The organism is Arenibacterium halophilum (assembly GCF_005938225.1).
Taxonomy (GTDB): domain Bacteria; phylum Pseudomonadota; class Alphaproteobacteria; order Rhodobacterales; family Rhodobacteraceae; genus Arenibacterium; species Arenibacterium halophilum.
In genome coordinates, this window is record NZ_VCPC01000002.1 from 928,272 (window position 1) to 942,005 (window position 13,734).

Here is a 13,734-nt window from a genome sequence, read left to right on the forward strand (position 1 = left end):
GGCGCTGCCCCCCTCCGCTGCGCGGAGTCCCCCGGAGTATTTTGCGATGGTGAAGCGGGACTGCGGCCATGCTTCATTAAGGCTCAAATATTCTCGCCGAAGGCAATCGGGCGCCGCGCGACTTCGCAGGGGGCGCGTTTATATCAGCTGCTGGGGATCTTGAGCGTGTGGTTGCGGCCGCCCTTTTGATAGCGCAACTCGCTGTCGCCAATGGCGACGATGCGACCCCCGTCGACGTTGTCGCCAACCTTGACCTTCTTGTAGCGCCCGCTGGGCAGTCGGATCAGGGCGCGGCGATTTGAGGGGGTTCCGTAGACGCCGATCAGGTTGAGCTGCCGCAGGTTGATTGCGTTGCGCACGGTGGCCTGGCGCGACACCGACGCGCTGGTGGGAATGCGCGGCGCAACGGTGGCCGCCGCGACGGTTTCCGGTTCTGGTTGGTCATCGGGTTCGCTGCGTTCGACGATAGCCGCGAAATCGCGCGGACGCCCATCCGGCCGGACCGAGGCGACCACCGCGAGACGCGTTGCATCGGCAAGGTCGGCCGGCGAGGCAGGCGTGACGTTTGACAGAACCCCGGCGGCAGCGGACTGGCGTTCTTCGATGGCGCTGGCCTGCGCGCGGGCCGCGGCATTTGCGACGGCTTCGGCCTGACGCTGCAATTCCGCTTGTTCCTGAACGGATTGCGGGCGCGCACGTGGGCGCAGCCCTGCCAGTTCGGTTCGGGTGAGCCCACCAAGCTGGCTGCGTTCGTTTTGTTCCACCAAGTCATCCGGGCGTGCGCGGGGCCGGCGCTGAGACAGGCGGGATTGCTGGGCAACTGTTTCGGCAGCGGCGTCATCCTCGGGCGTGCTGCGTTCGGGGTAGCGGCGCGGTTTCACCGGCGGCGCCGCGGCATAGACAAGGATCCCGTCAGGCGTGAGCGCCCCATCGCGGCTGGGCGTCACAAGCCCGCGCGCATCCAGCGTGAATTCGGTGCCTGCGGCAGCGGGCGAGCTTAGCGCGTCGGGGCCGGTATCGGTTTCGATTTCGGGAATTTCGGGCAGAGCAAGCGCATCGGTCGACAGGTCGGTCCGGTCGATCGAGGCGATCACCAGATCGTCCAGCCCGATGACCGCAGGCGTGTCGGGTTCGTCGGGGGCGTTGGGCCAGATACCTGTGGCGGCATAGAAGGTATCCGGATCGGACTCGAGCAGCATGGCCGGATCATCGAAGCCAGCTTCGGGGTCTTCTGACGCGGTCGGAGGCAGCAGAGCGGTATCGTCAGCGCCAAGCCCGGGGGCAACGTCCGCCGGAGCGGCCGCATCGCCGGGGCGCAGTGCGTCCAATACGGCGGCATCGGTGTCGGTCAACTCGGGCGCCGGTGTCTCGTCCGGGGCGTCGCGCGCGGCCAGTGTGGGCAGTGCGGTTGCGGGCGCCTCGGCAGGCGAGTCATCGCCCGGCGGCTCCGGGAGATCGGGATCGGCGCTTTGAAGCAGGGGAGATGCGGCGGGGGGCTCGATGACGCGGGGCGCGGGAAGGCTGGCGATGTCGACGGGGGCCGGCGCCGGCGTCGTATCGGTTTCGCTAACGGCGTCGTCCGCAGCACCCGTATCAAGCGCCTCTCCGCGTGGCGGAGCAACCGGTTCTGGCGCCGCAGCCACTTCGGGCGCGTCCGACGCGCCAAACAGCCCGGCAACCCCCTCGTCCAGAAACAGGCTGGCCCAAGCCGCAACTCCGGCGAGAAACAGCAGTAGAGCCGCCGTCAGGATCAGCCCCAGATGCCGGGGCTTTCCACCGACATCTCCGCTGCCGCGTGCTCCGAACACCGTCATCCGGGCCGCTTCGCTTGTAGGGACCTGGCGGTCGGGCAATGCGACACGCTGGGCGACGGCGGGCCGAACGGCGTCAGTCTCGGTTGAGTTGTCGTCGTGTCTTGGCCCGTCTTGCAAGGTGTCATCCGCACGTGCGGCGGCCGGAGGCGGTGAAACCGGACGGGCCAAAGGCGGTTCCTGGCGCCCAGATGGCGATAGCATTGCCGCAAGACGGGGGGGAGACAGCGGGGCAGAGCCATCGTCCAGTACATCGGATGCAACATCAATGCGCGGGGCGGTCACGCCGACCGCCCCGCCATTGGGGTTTGCCGCGCCTGTCGTAGTCTGGCGCGGAGCAGACCTGCGGCGCGATGTGAACTGTGTGGCGAAACTTTCGTCGGAACGAGCCTGATCTGGCTTGGCCTCGGCTGTGGTCTCTGTCTCAGTGGCCTTGGATGTTGCGTCAGTGGCACCATTGGCCTTGGCTGGCGTGTCAGATGCCGTATCTGACTCTATCTCCGGCACCGGCGTGTCGCGTTCTGCTCCGGCTTTTGCTTTCGATTCAGGCGCTTCGGGCGCGGCGTCTTCCTCGGCTTTCGGGTCGGGGTACACGGCCGGTCCGATCACGACCACGGCGATCCCGTCGGGTTCGACGGAATTGGCCCGCACGCCTTCGGGTGTGCCAAACCAGGGCTCGCCCAGAAAGGGCTGCTCGCCTGGGATGGCGGCGAATCCGACGGGATTGAATTTGTGCTCGCTCGCGAAGCCGGCCGCCTCTTCAAGCGTTTCGCGTGCGACGGCGGCCACATGGGTGGTACGCCCCTCGGGCGAGATATCAAACACCAGCTCCGAGACGGAATACGGCGTGGCCCCTTCCAAGGCCGCGCGCACGATTTCACGGCGCGCATCGCCTTCGAAATTGCCGGTTTCCACGCTGAGATAGCGGATCTGGTCGTTGGGCAGGATCAGCTTGGTCGCAAGCCGCGCATCGCTCAGCAACCGTGCCTTGGCGCGCAGCGCGGCCAGCTCGCCACGCAGATCGGCCACGTCAAGCGAGACATCGCCCACATGACGCCAGCCGCTGCCCGAGCGGTGCAAAAGCGTGATCCCCTCGAACGAGAGGGAGAGCGCGAATTCAGGTTTCATCTGCAGCCGATTCTTCCATCCCGACATCATCCTTCACGGCAAACTGGCCTGCCGCAACGGAGCACCGATGGGTCAGGCAGAACTTTGCCATAGGAAAGACTTCGCCCGCCATCGGCTTGCCCTTAGCATAGCAACACCCACATGGTGAATAAAAGGTTTATCCCCCACGTGGGGCCAATCGGAAAGGGTACACATAATGAAACGCAGCTTGATCGGAGCGATTGCGGTGCTGGCACTGACAGCCACGGCAGGGCTGGCGCAGGTGTCAGACAGGCGCCAGATCACGGTCAACGGGGAAGGCTCGGTCGAGGCCGCACCCGACATGGCCACGATCACGCTGGGCGTGACCAACGAAGCGCAGGAGGCCAAGGCGGCGATGGGTGCGACCTCTGACGCGGTGGCGCAGGTTCTGGCCCGGCTGACCGATGCCGGGATCGAAGATCGCGATATCCAGACCCAGAACCTCAGCATGAACCCGGTGTGGTCGAACCGTCCTTCGACGCAAGGCTACGGCAATCAGATCACCGGGTTCGTCGCCTCGAACACGGTGATGGTGCGGGTCCGGGATCTTGCCAGTCTGGGAGAGGTTCTGGACGCGGTGATCGCCGATGGTGCAAACGACTTCAACGGCCTTCGGTTCGGTGTGCAGGACCCCGATCCTCTGATGGAAGAGGCACGCAAACGCGCGGTGCAGGATGCGGTCGCCCGTGCCGAGCTATTGGCCGAGGCGGCTGGCGTCACGCTGGGTCCGGTGCATCAGATCATGGATCATGGCGGAGGTGGCGGCCCGATCATGATGGAGATGGCCGCAGCGTCGCGAAGCGGCGTTCCGGTGGCTGCGGGCGAGGTGACGGTCAACGCGAACGTTACCGTGGTGTTCGACATCGTGGAATAATCGCGCTACGCGCGAGGCCTCCGGCGGGGATATTTGGCCCCCAAAGAAGCAGGGACTCTGACCCTACTTTCATTATTCCCGAAATACTCCGGGGGAGTCCCGCAGGGACGGGGGCAGCGCCCCCGATTGTTTCAAATGGCCGAATCTCGGCGGCGCAGGCCAGTGCCCCCGCCGCCGCAAGATTCAGGCCGACGCCTTTGCAAGCGCCTGATCCAGATCGGCGATCAAGTCGTCGGCGTCCTCGATCCCGATCGAGATGCGAACCACGTTCGGTCCGGCTCCGGCGGCCTCCTGCTGTTCGGCGGTCAGCTGGCGGTGCGTGGTCGAGGCCGAGTGGATCACCAGCGAGCGGGTGTCGCCCAGGTTGGCCACGTGGCTGAAGATCTCCAGCGCGTTCACCAGTTTCACGCAGGCGTCATAGCCGCCTTTGATCGCGAAGGTGAACAGCCCGCCCGCGCCTTTGGGGCAAACCTTGGCCACGCGGTCGTAATACTTGGAGCTTTCAAGCCCGGCATAGGTCACATAGTCCACGCGCGGGTGATTCTCGAGCCATTTCGCGACCTTCTCGGCATTCTCGACGTGGCGTTGCATCCGCAGCGACAGCGTCTCGATCCCCATAAGGGTGTAGTGCGCGGCCTGCGGGTTCATCGTCATACCCAGGTCGCGCAGCCCGATTGCGATACCGTGGAAGGTGAAGGCCAGCGGCCCGAATGTCTCGTGGAATTTCAGCCCGTGGTAAGCCGGTTCCGGGGCCGAGAGCGAGGGGAACTTGTCCGAGGCCGACCAATCAAATTTGCCCGAATCCACGATGCAGCCGCCGGTGACGGTACCATTGCCCGTGAGGTATTTCGTCGTCGAATGCACGACCAGCGTCGCGCCCAGCTCGATCGGGCGGCACAGGTAGGGCGTGGCGCTGGTGTTGTCGACGATCAGCGGCACGCCGGCATTGTCCGCGATCCCCGCGATGGCCGCGATGTCGGTGATGTAGCCGCCCGGGTTGGCGACGGATTCGCAGAACACCGCGCGGGTGTCATCGTCGATCGCGGCGGCCACGGCGGCCTCGTCATCGAAATCGACGAACTTCGCCGACCACCCGAAGCGTTTGATGGTCTGGCTGAACTGGGTCACGGTGCCGCCGTAGAGCCGGGTCGAGGCGACGACGTTCTTGCCCGGCCCCATCAGCGGGAACAGGGCCATGATCTGCGCCGCGTGCCCCGAGGAACAGCAGACCGCGCCCACGCCGCCTTCCAGCGTGGCGATACGTTCCTGCAACACGGCCACGGTAGGGTTGGTCAGGCGCGAATAGATGTACCCGACCTCTTGCAGGTTGAACAGCGCGGCGGCGTGGTCGGCATCGCGGAACACATAGGCGGTGGTCTGGTAGATCGGCGTCTGTCGCGCGCCGGTCGCCGGGTCGGGCCGGGCGCCGGCGTGAATTTGCAGGGTGTCGAATCCGTAGGTGGGGCCGTCGCTCATCTGTCTCTCTCCCAAGCGAAATGTTTGCGCGCACCCTAAGGCGAATGCGCTGGAACTGGCAACAGGGGGAAGCAGGCTCAACATAGTTTTAAACTATGTTGACAGGCTGAGCATTTCGATATAGTTTCAAACTATGTTATCTGTTGGAGGCCAGATTATGGCACTGGATATGGACGAGATCAAAAAAACCGGCGGCAAGCGCGGAAAAGGCGCCAAGGCGGCGAAGGCCGAAGGCGACGCCACGCTGACCAACGCCGAAAAGCGCGTGCAGCGCCGCCAGCGCCTGGCCGAGGCCAATACCGTGACCGTCGTGCTGGACACCGAAGTGCGCAAGTTCATTGCCGCGCAAGCCAAGACCGAAGGCATGGACATGGCGCCCTTCATGCAGGTGCTGGCCGAGAATTACGTGCTGGCCACCGCTCCCGCCGATCAGCCCCTGGCCCGTCGCATTACCGCGAAACGCGCAATCATGGCGCGCACGCTGGAGATTGCCAGGACGCTGGACCAGTCGGGCGGATTTGACGAACATTTCGTGCTGAACGTGGTGCGCGAGGCTGCGGCCGATCCCGCGTTCATGGAACATTACCACGCCGCCGTCGATGCCGACACCGCCGACGAACGCGCGCTGGCCCGCGCCCAGGCCCCCGTGCATCAGCAAATGGGCCGCCTGATCAAACGCGCCGCCGGCGCCCGCAGCAAACGCGGCGACAAAGGCAAGATCCAGCGCGCGCAGGTCCAGGGCGAACTGATCTCGAGCTACACACTGCTGGAAAAGGCCGGCAAGAAGGCCTGATTTCTCTGTTTTTTGGATAAAGGCCGCCTCCGGTGACGGGGGCGGTTTTTTGTTGGTTGTGGGGGGCTGGGGGGATTCAGACCGCTTGACTGCTTTGAGCCGTCACTACCGTATGTTTCGGAAGACATGAACAACTGTTCTTCCAGTTCAGCCCTTGAACTCTCATTACAAGCAGACCTACGTCTACAGATGGCAGATACCGCCCGATTTCGTACAATTCCATGTCGACGATAACATTGAAATTTCCAAAGTATGCCAGCTCAGAAAACCATCACCATTTGGTTTCCAACAAACAGCGATGGATCTCTGACACATCAAATTCACAATTTTTCTGAAGACATATGGCGTGAAATTGAACAAGCAGGTTTAGGCGATGTCGGCGGGATCGAGACCATTGATCGCGCCACCGAAAAGCTGACTATCACGGTCTTTCATAACCGAAAAATCGGAACGGTCAGAAAACTTGTCGAAAGACTTCTGAAGGCGCACTTCCTGGATTATCGATCAGAAGTCGCGTACAGTTAAGGTCAATCTGAAGTTGCGAGCATCGACAGGGAGCGGTCAACTCGTGCTTCGATTGCCGGATGTTCAGAAGCCAGGCCCGACATCAGATTTGTCCGCAGGGCCGATCCTGATTGGTGCTCGACGCCCTGTGAACTTGCCTCGAACCGTGAGATGACCGTTTTGAACCCGAAGCGGACGGTTGGTTCAGCTTGCATCAATGGCCGCCACGACCCGGATTTCGACGACCGCGCCCTCCCTGCGCAATCCCGCGACCTCAACCGCCGTCCATGCGGGAAAGGGGTCGGAGACATAGCATGAACGAACCGCGCAGAACCTATCGAAGTGGTCCCGCAAACCGACATGATAGGGCGTCATCTCGACAACAGAGTCGAAATCCAGTCCGGCCTCCCGAAGAACCGCGCCAATCTTTTCAAACGCCTGTCGGAACTGTTCGTCCAGATTTTCCGGCATCGTGCCATCTGGGCCGCTACCTGTCATGCCCGTTAGAAAAACATAGTTGCCGGAGATGATCCCCGGCGAAAGCTTGATCTGGTCAGCCGCTGCACGCGACCCTCCGCTCGGAAAGAGTGCCCTCCGTGTCATGTTCCCTCGCCGGTCTGGTGAGATTTCAGAGTGCGCGAGCGAACTATCTGCGTCAACGGCTAGATCGTCCCACATAGCCGGCGGTCGTCACGTTTCATCGCGAAAAATTCGAAGACGACGCGTAAATCTGGACGTCGCACCAACTCGCGATTTGGTCGCCATCCGCTGATGTGTCGGGCGCCCCTAGCCTCACCCCTTGCCCCCCATATACCACTCGACTACATACCTCCCCAGCGGGGACGGCCCCGTGGTTTCGGTCAGATCGGGACGGCCCGAGCAGGTTAGGGGTATCCCATGCGCAGCCGCGCCGATCGTATTCGCCATTCGCTCAGCTTTGAAATCATCGCGCTGGCCATTGTCACGCCTCTGGGCGCGTGGCTGCTCGACATGCCGGCCAGCCATGTCGGCGTGGTCACGGTGGTGTCGGCGCTGATCGCGGTGGGGTGGAATTACCTGTTCAACATCGGGTTCGACCGGGCCTTGCTGGCAACCACCGGCACGGTGAAGAAGACGATCCCGCAGCGGGTCCTGCACGCGATCACGTTTGAGGCCGGGCTGGTGGCGGTGCTGTTGCCGTTTATCGCGTGGTACTTGCAGGTCGGGCTGTGGGAAGCGTTCATGATGGATATCGGGTTTTCGGCTTTCTACCTGGTCTATGCCTTCGTCTTCAACTGGGCCTATGACGTGATCTTTCCGGTGCCCGCGCCGACCCGCGCGGGTTAGCGCAGCCAGAACCCCAGATCTTTGATCTGCTTGCGCAGGATCTGTTCGCGCCGGGGCAGGGCGTTGCGGTCGATCCGGGTTCGCAGCTTTTGCCCTCGGCCATGGTAGACCAGCCGCTTGATCGGCTCGTATTGTTTCAGCACCTTCTTGATCGGGTTGGGCGCGGCGACCTGTTCCAGCACCTCGACCACCCGGTCGCTTTCGCGTGCGTAAAGCAGCGGGAACAGCCGATAGTGGCAGCTGACATCGCCATCCAGCAGGCCGGGGGGCAGCGTGTCGCGCCCGCCGCCAAGCGCGTGGATCGCCAGCGGCAGGGCGATCTGGTCCAGCCATGGGTCAAAGCTCTGGCAGGTCAGTTCATCCGGCGGGTCGTCGCGAATGGTGCGGGCATAGTGCAGGAAGGTGTCGCCAAAGCGGCGCGGGCAAGGGCCAAAGAACCAGCCCGCATTGAAATACAGGTAATGCCGCCAGTCGGTTGGCGGAAAGGCCGGGTCAAGGCTGCTGTCGAAATCCAGATCGAAGCGGTCATAGAGCGCGCGCCAGACCTCGCCCGTGGAAGGGCCATACAGCGTGGGTTTGGGCCAGGTCCATTCCCGTCGCATCGACGCCGAGGGGCGCGCGAAATCGAAGGGCACGCGCGCCAGGTCGCCGGTGATCAGCGTGTCGCTGTCGAAGAACACGAAAGGCTCGCCCTCGGGCAGGGCCAGCAGCGCCTCGATCTTGTTGCCGTGGGGGTAGGACTGGCCGAAGACCTGTGACTGGAACGGCAGGATGGTGGCGCCGAGCTTGTCGAGCGCGTCTAGAACGGCGGTATTGGTGAGGTTGGGCGCGCTGTCCCACAGGGGGCCGGGCTGCGGCGTGGCGACGAGCAGCCGCCCGGTGAAATCGGGCGACATCGCCCGCAGCGAAGCGGCAAACAGCACGCATTCATATTGCAGCCGACCAGGCTGGCCCACGATCAGGATATTGAAGTCTTGGCGCGGCGCCTGATTCTTTGCCATAGTCACTCTGCGCCGCGTGGTTTTTGGCGGCGTCTGCCCATTTTCGGGCAGTATAGGCGAAATTTTTCAATCCGGTAGTCTGGTTGCGCGCCAGCACACCGGCGCGGTTGGGAGCGGTTCATGCTGGAGATTTTCCTGTTGCTAATGTCATCGGGGGTGCAAACGGCGGCCGGAGAGTCCTCTGCCAGCGCGGCGGCACTCGCCACGGCAGAGGCACCCGCCGAGATTGTCGCGCCTGCCTTCCCGGCGCCCGCCGAGGCGCCCGAAGTGGCCCAGACCCCGCCCGCCAATGCCGGTGGCAACACCTCGTCCGAGGATATGGGCGAAACCGCTGCGGTCAGCGAACGCACGGCCACGTCGACCAGCGAACAATTCGCGATCGTCCTGCCCGAAGTCTCGCCCGAGGTGACGTTCGACACCACCGCCGAACTGGGCTTGCCGATCTTCCCCGGTTCACCCGCCGAGAAACTGCCAACAGTGGCGGCACAACCCGCGCCGGAACCGGCCCCCGAAACGCCCGCCGCGCCCGCGACCGGATTTGCCATTCTTGGCGCCAAGCCGGTTGAACCGGCGCCAGCGCCCGAAACAACTGCGCCCGAGACCACCGCACAGGCCCCGGCGTTCCTTGCCCCCAAGGCACCCGAAGCCGATGCCGGTCTGACCGCCGAGCCACAGGTCGCCTCGGGGCGGTTCCTGACCGCGCTCGAGGTCAAGCCGATCCTGAACGCGACCAAGGGCAACTGGGTCGCGGTGCGCGAATATGCGGGGCAGGATCTGGTCTATGTCACTCACGTCTGGGCATGGCGCTGCGGGCTGGCGCAGCTGAAGGTGGGCATCAATGGCGCCACCCCCGAGGTCTGGCCGCTGCCCGAGTGCCACACCAATCTGCCGGCGGCGAATTCCGTGCTGCCCGAAGATGGCGACCCCTATCGCGGCTTCCCGCTGCGCTCGGTCCAGCAGATTGAAATTCAACTGACCTATGACGACCTGAGCGTTGAAACCGGGCGCTTCAACCGGCGCGGTGCGTTGATCCCCTAGGCCTCAGCCCGCCACAGGCTCGGGCGCGGTAAAGGCCTGCTGTTCCAGCCAGAGCAGGCGCAGGGTGTCGCCCTGGCCGGTAAAGTAGTCATCCAGCTCTTCGCAGGCCCAGATACGGTCGGTTCGGAAATGCCGGAAGGTGTTGCGCAACTCGCACCAGGTGGCGAGCATCGCGCATTCGACGTGATAGACAATGCCGATGGGGCGCACCACGCGCTGCGTTTCGACTCCGGCCGCGTCGCGATAGGTGATGCGCAGCTTGCGTTCCGCCTTGACCGCATCGCGCAGCAGCGCCTTTGACACGCAGCCCAGCGCCGGGTCGTCCAGCGGCGCGCCCCAAGGGGCGACCTGCAGCCAGTCGGCCCGATTGTGCAGCGCCTCGATCTTGGCGCTGATCCGCGCGGCCGCCTGTTGCAGCGCGCTGTCGCCAGTGCGGGCCAGCATCGACAGCCCGACCTGCAGCGCCTCGACCTCTTCGGCATCGAAATTCAGCGGCGGCAGATCGTAGCCGCGCCGCATGATGTATCCCACACCGGCTTCACCCTCGATCGGCGTACGCATCGCCTGAAGCGCGACAATATCGCGGTAGACGGTGCGCTCTGACACTTCGAGTTGTTCGGCCAGCGCCGCCGCCGTCACCGGGCGCGGCGTGGCGCGCAGGATCTGGATGATTTCGAAAAGGCGGTTTGATCGCTTCATGGTGTCGGCCCCGGTTGCTGCTGACACCCTATCATGCCGTCCTGACAGCAGCGTGTCAGGAGGGGTGTGCGACACCGGGGAAAACATCCGGGAGAGGCAAGATGTGCGACTATGACCACCGCGTTGCGATGAGATTGCAACTGGGCCGTTGGGCGCCGCCTGATGCGCGGGCGGGCCGGGGCTATCCGCCCGCCCGCCCGTTCATGTGGCAGCGCCTGCGCCGGGTTACCCGCGCAGCCGGAACCGCTGGATTTTTCCGGTCTGCGTTTTCGGCAGCGCGTCGGTAAAGATCACCGAGCGGGGGTATTTGTAGGGCGCGATGCGGGCCTTGACGAAATCCTGCAACAGCTTGATCTGAAGGTCCGTCGGCTCGACCCCTTCGCGCAGTACCACATGGGCCTGCACGATCTGGCCGCGCGCCTCGTCCGCGACACCGATCACCGCACATTCGGCCACGTCCTCGTGCGCCAGCAACGCGGCCTCTACCTCTGGCCCGGCGATGTTGTACCCGGCCGAGATGATCATGTCGTCAGATCGTGCGGCGAAATACAGGTATCCGTCGTCATCCATGCGGAAACTGTCGCCCGTCAGGTTCCAGCCATCCTGCACATAGGCCGACTGCCTCTTGTCGTTCAGGTAACGGCACCCGGTCGGCCCGCGCACCGCAAGGCGGCCCACTTCGCCCACGGGCAGGTCGGCGCCATCTTCGCCCACGATCTTCGCCTCATATCCGCCCACCGGCTTGCCCGTGCAGCCCGGCTTGTGATCGTCGAACCGGTTGGTGATGAAGATATGCAGCATCTCGGTCGAGCCGATCCCGTCCAGCATCGGCTTGCCCGTCTTGCGCATCCAGTCGTGATAGACTGGCGCGGGCAGGGTTTCACCCGCCGAAACGGCCGCCCGCAGCGACGACAGATCGGCCCCGTCCTCCATCGCGCTCAGCATCACGCGATAGGCGGTGGGCGCGGTAAAACAGACCGTGGCGCGGTATTTCTCGATGATCTCGATCATGTTGGGCGGCGAGGCGTTTTCCAGCAGCACCGCGCAGGCCCCAAATCGCAGCGGGAACACCGCCAGCCCGCCCAGGCCAAAGGTAAAGGCCAGCGGCGGCGAGCCGACAAAGATGTCCTCGGGCGTCACCCCCAGCACGTCGCGCGCGTAACCGTCGGCGATGATCAGGATGTCTCGGTGAAAATGCATCGTCGCCTTGGGGTCGCCCGTGGTGCCGCTGGTGAACCCCAGCAGCGCCACATCGTCGCGGCCCGTCTGCACGGCCTGAAAGGTCACCGGCTTGTCCAGCGCGGCGCGGTCCAGCTCGGCATCGTGGTTGGCGGTGCCATCGAACCCGATCACCGTGTTCAGAACGGCGCTGTCCTTGGCACACAGGATCATCTCGTCCATCAGCCGCGTGTCGCACAGCGCCACCGTCACCTGCGCCTTGTCGACGATCTTGGCCAGCTCGCCCGCCCGCAGCATCGGCATGGTGTTCACCACCACCGCGCCCGCCTTGGTTGCCGCCAGCCAGCAGGCCACCATCGCCGGGTTGTTGGCCGAGCGGATCAGCACCCGGTTGCCGGGCTTCACGCCGTAATCTTCCACCAGAGTACGTGCGATGCGGTTGGTCCAGTCCGCCAGCTCCTTGTAGCTGCGCCGCCGCCCGTTCCCGATCAGCGCGGTATGATCGCCGAACCCGGCCTCGACCATGCGATCGGTCAGCTCGACGCCGACATTGACATGCTCGGGGTAGTCATGCGCGCCCAGCGCGATCTCGGGCCACATGTCGGGCGGAGGCAGGGAGTCGCGCGCGAATGTGTCGGTATGTCCGGTCGGTCCCAGCGTGGTATTCATGCTCATGCTCCCAGGCATTGGCGCGCGATGACGACCTTCTGAACGTCACTTGCACCTTCATAAATCCGAAGCGCGCGGATCTCGCGATAGAGGCTTTCCACGATATGGCCTTTGCGCACCCCGTCGCCGCCATGCAGCTGAACGGCGGCGTCGATCACCTTCTGCGCGGTCTCTGTCGCGTGCAGCTTGGCCATCGCGGCCTCGCGGCTGACACGGGGTGCGCCCATGTCCTTTGTCCAGGCGGCGCGATAGATCAGCAAGGCGCTGGCATCGACGCCCAGCGCCATGTCGGCGATATGACCCTGCACCATCTGCAGATCGAACAAGGGCGCGCCGAACAACTCGCGGTTCTGCACGCGGCTCAGGCTCTCGTCCAACGCGCGGCGGGCAAAGCCCAGCGCGGCGGCCCCCACGGTCGACCGGAATACATCCAGCACCGACATCGCGATGCGGAACCCGGCGCCGGCCTCGCCGATCAGGGCCGATTTCGGCACCCGCATCCCGTTGAATTTTAACCGCGCGAGCGGGTGCGGCGCCACCACGTCGATCCGCTCGGCAATCTCGAAGCCCGGCGTGTCGGCGGGCACCAGAAAGGCCGACAGCCCGCGCGCGCCCGGCGCCTCTCCGGTGCGGGCAAAGACGGTATAGACATCGGCAATCCCGCCGTTGGAAATCCAGGTCTTCTCGCCGTCGATCACATATTCGTCGCCATCCGCCCGGGCCGTGGTCGAAATATTCGCCACGTCCGACCCGCTGGCCGGCTCGCTCAGCGCGAAGGCCGACAGCGCCGCGCCGCTGCGCGTCTTCTCCAGCCACGCGCGCTGTTCGGGCGTGCCGAACAACGACACCGCCCCCATGCCCAGCCCCTGCATGGCAAAGGCGAAATCCGCCAGCCCGTCATGGCGCGCCAGGGTCTCGCGGATCAGGCAGAGCGAGCGCACGTCAATCGCGTCGCCCCCCGAATGCCGCAGGAACCCGCCCTTGCCCAGCGCCGCCACCAGCCGGCGACAGGCGGCATCCACATCGCCATGATCGACAGGCAGCGCGTCCGTCGCCCAGGTCTCAAGCTCGGCCGCCAGGGCGCGATGCCGGTCCTCGAAAAACGGCCAGTCCAGGAATGTCCGATCTGCCATGTTGCGCCTCTCCCTGCTTCTTTTCGGTCCAAATACTCAAATCCCGACCACGCCACAGGCGCAGCCGGTGCGGGTCATCGCG

Annotated in this window: 13 protein-coding genes; 5 read left to right on the forward strand and 8 right to left on the reverse strand. The window is 64.5% G+C overall.

The window, feature by feature from the left end; translation table 11 throughout:
• Positions 1 to 143: 143 nt before the first annotated feature.
• Together FGK64_RS11215 and FGK64_RS22725 are read right to left on the reverse strand one after the other, a co-directional pair.
• Positions 144 to 2,939: a hypothetical protein gene (locus FGK64_RS11215; protein ID WP_138863870.1), complete on the reverse strand. Its 2,796-nt coding sequence runs from the start codon at positions 2,937 to 2,939 to the stop codon at positions 144 to 146.
• Positions 2,929 to 3,051, reverse strand: a complete 123-nt coding sequence (locus FGK64_RS22725; RefSeq protein WP_281280403.1) for a hypothetical protein — start codon at positions 3,049 to 3,051, stop codon at positions 2,929 to 2,931. Before FGK64_RS22725 ends, FGK64_RS11215 begins: the two co-directional genes overlap by 11 nt.
• 84 nt (positions 3,052 to 3,135) lie before the next feature.
• Here FGK64_RS22725 and FGK64_RS11220 point away from each other — a divergent pair, with 84 nt between their 5' ends.
• A complete protein-coding gene (locus FGK64_RS11220; protein ID WP_138863871.1) occupies positions 3,136 to 3,834 on the forward strand; it encodes an SIMPL domain-containing protein in 699 nt (232 codons plus the stop codon).
• A gap of 183 nt (positions 3,835 to 4,017) precedes the next feature.
• On the opposite strand, the gene FGK64_RS11225 is transcribed toward FGK64_RS11220, so the two are convergent.
• A complete protein-coding gene (locus FGK64_RS11225; RefSeq protein ID WP_138863872.1) occupies positions 4,018 to 5,310 on the reverse strand; it encodes an O-acetylhomoserine aminocarboxypropyltransferase/cysteine synthase family protein in 1,293 nt (430 codons plus the stop codon).
• 169 nt (positions 5,311 to 5,479) lie between these two features.
• On the opposite strand from FGK64_RS11225, the gene FGK64_RS11230 reads away from it, so the two are divergent.
• Positions 5,480 to 6,103 (forward strand): hypothetical protein, encoded by a 624-nt coding sequence (locus FGK64_RS11230; protein WP_171054044.1) that lies wholly within the window; start codon positions 5,480 to 5,482, stop codon positions 6,101 to 6,103.
• Between the two features lie 252 nt (positions 6,104 to 6,355).
• On the forward strand, positions 6,356 to 6,628 hold the full coding sequence (locus FGK64_RS11235; protein ID WP_138863874.1) for a hypothetical protein: 273 nt from the start codon (positions 6,356 to 6,358) through the stop codon (positions 6,626 to 6,628).
• 183 nt (positions 6,629 to 6,811) lie between these two features.
• Here FGK64_RS11235 and FGK64_RS11240 read toward each other — a convergent pair whose 3' ends face one another.
• Complete coding sequence (locus tag FGK64_RS11240) at positions 6,812 to 7,285, reverse strand: RidA family protein (RefSeq protein WP_246057734.1); 474 nt, start codon at positions 7,283 to 7,285, stop codon at positions 6,812 to 6,814.
• A gap of 219 nt (positions 7,286 to 7,504) precedes the next feature.
• Between FGK64_RS11240 and FGK64_RS11245 the strand changes: the two genes are divergently transcribed.
• The gene (locus tag FGK64_RS11245) at positions 7,505 to 7,933 is read left to right on the forward strand and encodes a PACE efflux transporter (protein WP_138863875.1); all 429 of its coding nucleotides are present in this window, start codon (positions 7,505 to 7,507) and stop codon (positions 7,931 to 7,933) included.
• Here FGK64_RS11245 and FGK64_RS11250 read toward each other — a convergent pair.
• Positions 7,930 to 8,934 (reverse strand): alpha/beta hydrolase family protein, encoded by a 1,005-nt coding sequence (locus tag FGK64_RS11250; RefSeq protein WP_138863876.1) that lies wholly within the window; start codon positions 8,932 to 8,934, stop codon positions 7,930 to 7,932. The two genes, FGK64_RS11245 and FGK64_RS11250, sit on opposite strands and share 4 nt — an antisense overlap.
• A gap of 120 nt (positions 8,935 to 9,054) precedes the next feature.
• Here FGK64_RS11250 and FGK64_RS22540 point away from each other — a divergent pair, with 120 nt between their 5' ends.
• The gene (locus FGK64_RS22540) at positions 9,055 to 9,972 is read left to right on the forward strand and encodes a hypothetical protein (RefSeq protein ID WP_246057735.1); all 918 of its coding nucleotides are present in this window, start codon (positions 9,055 to 9,057) and stop codon (positions 9,970 to 9,972) included.
• Between the two features lie 3 nt (positions 9,973 to 9,975).
• Here FGK64_RS22540 and FGK64_RS11260 read toward each other — a convergent pair whose 3' ends face one another.
• From FGK64_RS11260 to FGK64_RS11270, 3 genes are all read right to left on the reverse strand, one after another.
• A complete protein-coding gene (locus FGK64_RS11260) occupies positions 9,976 to 10,671 on the reverse strand; it encodes a helix-turn-helix transcriptional regulator (RefSeq protein ID WP_138863877.1) in 696 nt (231 codons plus the stop codon).
• Between the two features lie 225 nt (positions 10,672 to 10,896).
• Complete coding sequence (locus FGK64_RS11265) at positions 10,897 to 12,525, reverse strand: AMP-binding protein (protein WP_246057736.1); 1,629 nt, start codon at positions 12,523 to 12,525, stop codon at positions 10,897 to 10,899.
• On the reverse strand, positions 12,522 to 13,652 hold the full coding sequence (locus FGK64_RS11270; RefSeq protein ID WP_138863879.1) for an acyl-CoA dehydrogenase family protein: 1,131 nt from the start codon (positions 13,650 to 13,652) through the stop codon (positions 12,522 to 12,524). Before FGK64_RS11270 ends, FGK64_RS11265 begins: the two co-directional genes overlap by 4 nt.
• Positions 13,653 to 13,734: the final 82 nt, after the last annotated feature.

Excerpts from the sequence above, each read along its gene's own strand:
- FGK64_RS11265 (WP_246057736.1), bottom strand. The coding sequence starts at position 12,525 with ATGAGCATGAATACCACGCTGGGACCGACCGGACATACCGACACATTC.
- FGK64_RS11270 (WP_138863879.1), bottom strand. The coding sequence starts at position 13,652 with ATGGCAGATCGGACATTCCTGGACTGGCCGTTTTTCGAGGACCGGCAT.
- FGK64_RS11220 (WP_138863871.1), top strand. The coding sequence starts at position 3,136 with ATGAAACGCAGCTTGATCGGAGCGATTGCGGTGCTGGCACTGACAGCC.
- FGK64_RS22540 (WP_246057735.1), top strand. The coding sequence starts at position 9,055 with ATGCTGGAGATTTTCCTGTTGCTAATGTCATCGGGGGTGCAAACGGCG.
- FGK64_RS11215 (WP_138863870.1), bottom strand. The coding sequence starts at position 2,939 with ATGAAACCTGAATTCGCGCTCTCCCTCTCGTTCGAGGGGATCACGCTT.
- FGK64_RS11245 (WP_138863875.1), top strand. The coding sequence starts at position 7,505 with ATGCGCAGCCGCGCCGATCGTATTCGCCATTCGCTCAGCTTTGAAATC.
- FGK64_RS11240 (WP_246057734.1), bottom strand. The coding sequence starts at position 7,285 with ATGTGGGACGATCTAGCCGTTGACGCAGATAGTTCGCTCGCGCACTCT.
- FGK64_RS22725 (WP_281280403.1), bottom strand. The coding sequence starts at position 3,051 with ATGGCGGGCGAAGTCTTTCCTATGGCAAAGTTCTGCCTGACCCATCGG.
- FGK64_RS11230 (WP_171054044.1), top strand. The coding sequence starts at position 5,480 with ATGGACGAGATCAAAAAAACCGGCGGCAAGCGCGGAAAAGGCGCCAAG.
- FGK64_RS11235 (WP_138863874.1), top strand. The coding sequence starts at position 6,356 with ATGCCAGCTCAGAAAACCATCACCATTTGGTTTCCAACAAACAGCGAT.
- FGK64_RS11260 (WP_138863877.1), bottom strand. The coding sequence starts at position 10,671 with ATGAAGCGATCAAACCGCCTTTTCGAAATCATCCAGATCCTGCGCGCC.
- FGK64_RS11225 (WP_138863872.1), bottom strand. The coding sequence starts at position 5,310 with ATGAGCGACGGCCCCACCTACGGATTCGACACCCTGCAAATTCACGCC.
- FGK64_RS11250 (WP_138863876.1), bottom strand. The coding sequence starts at position 8,934 with ATGGCAAAGAATCAGGCGCCGCGCCAAGACTTCAATATCCTGATCGTG.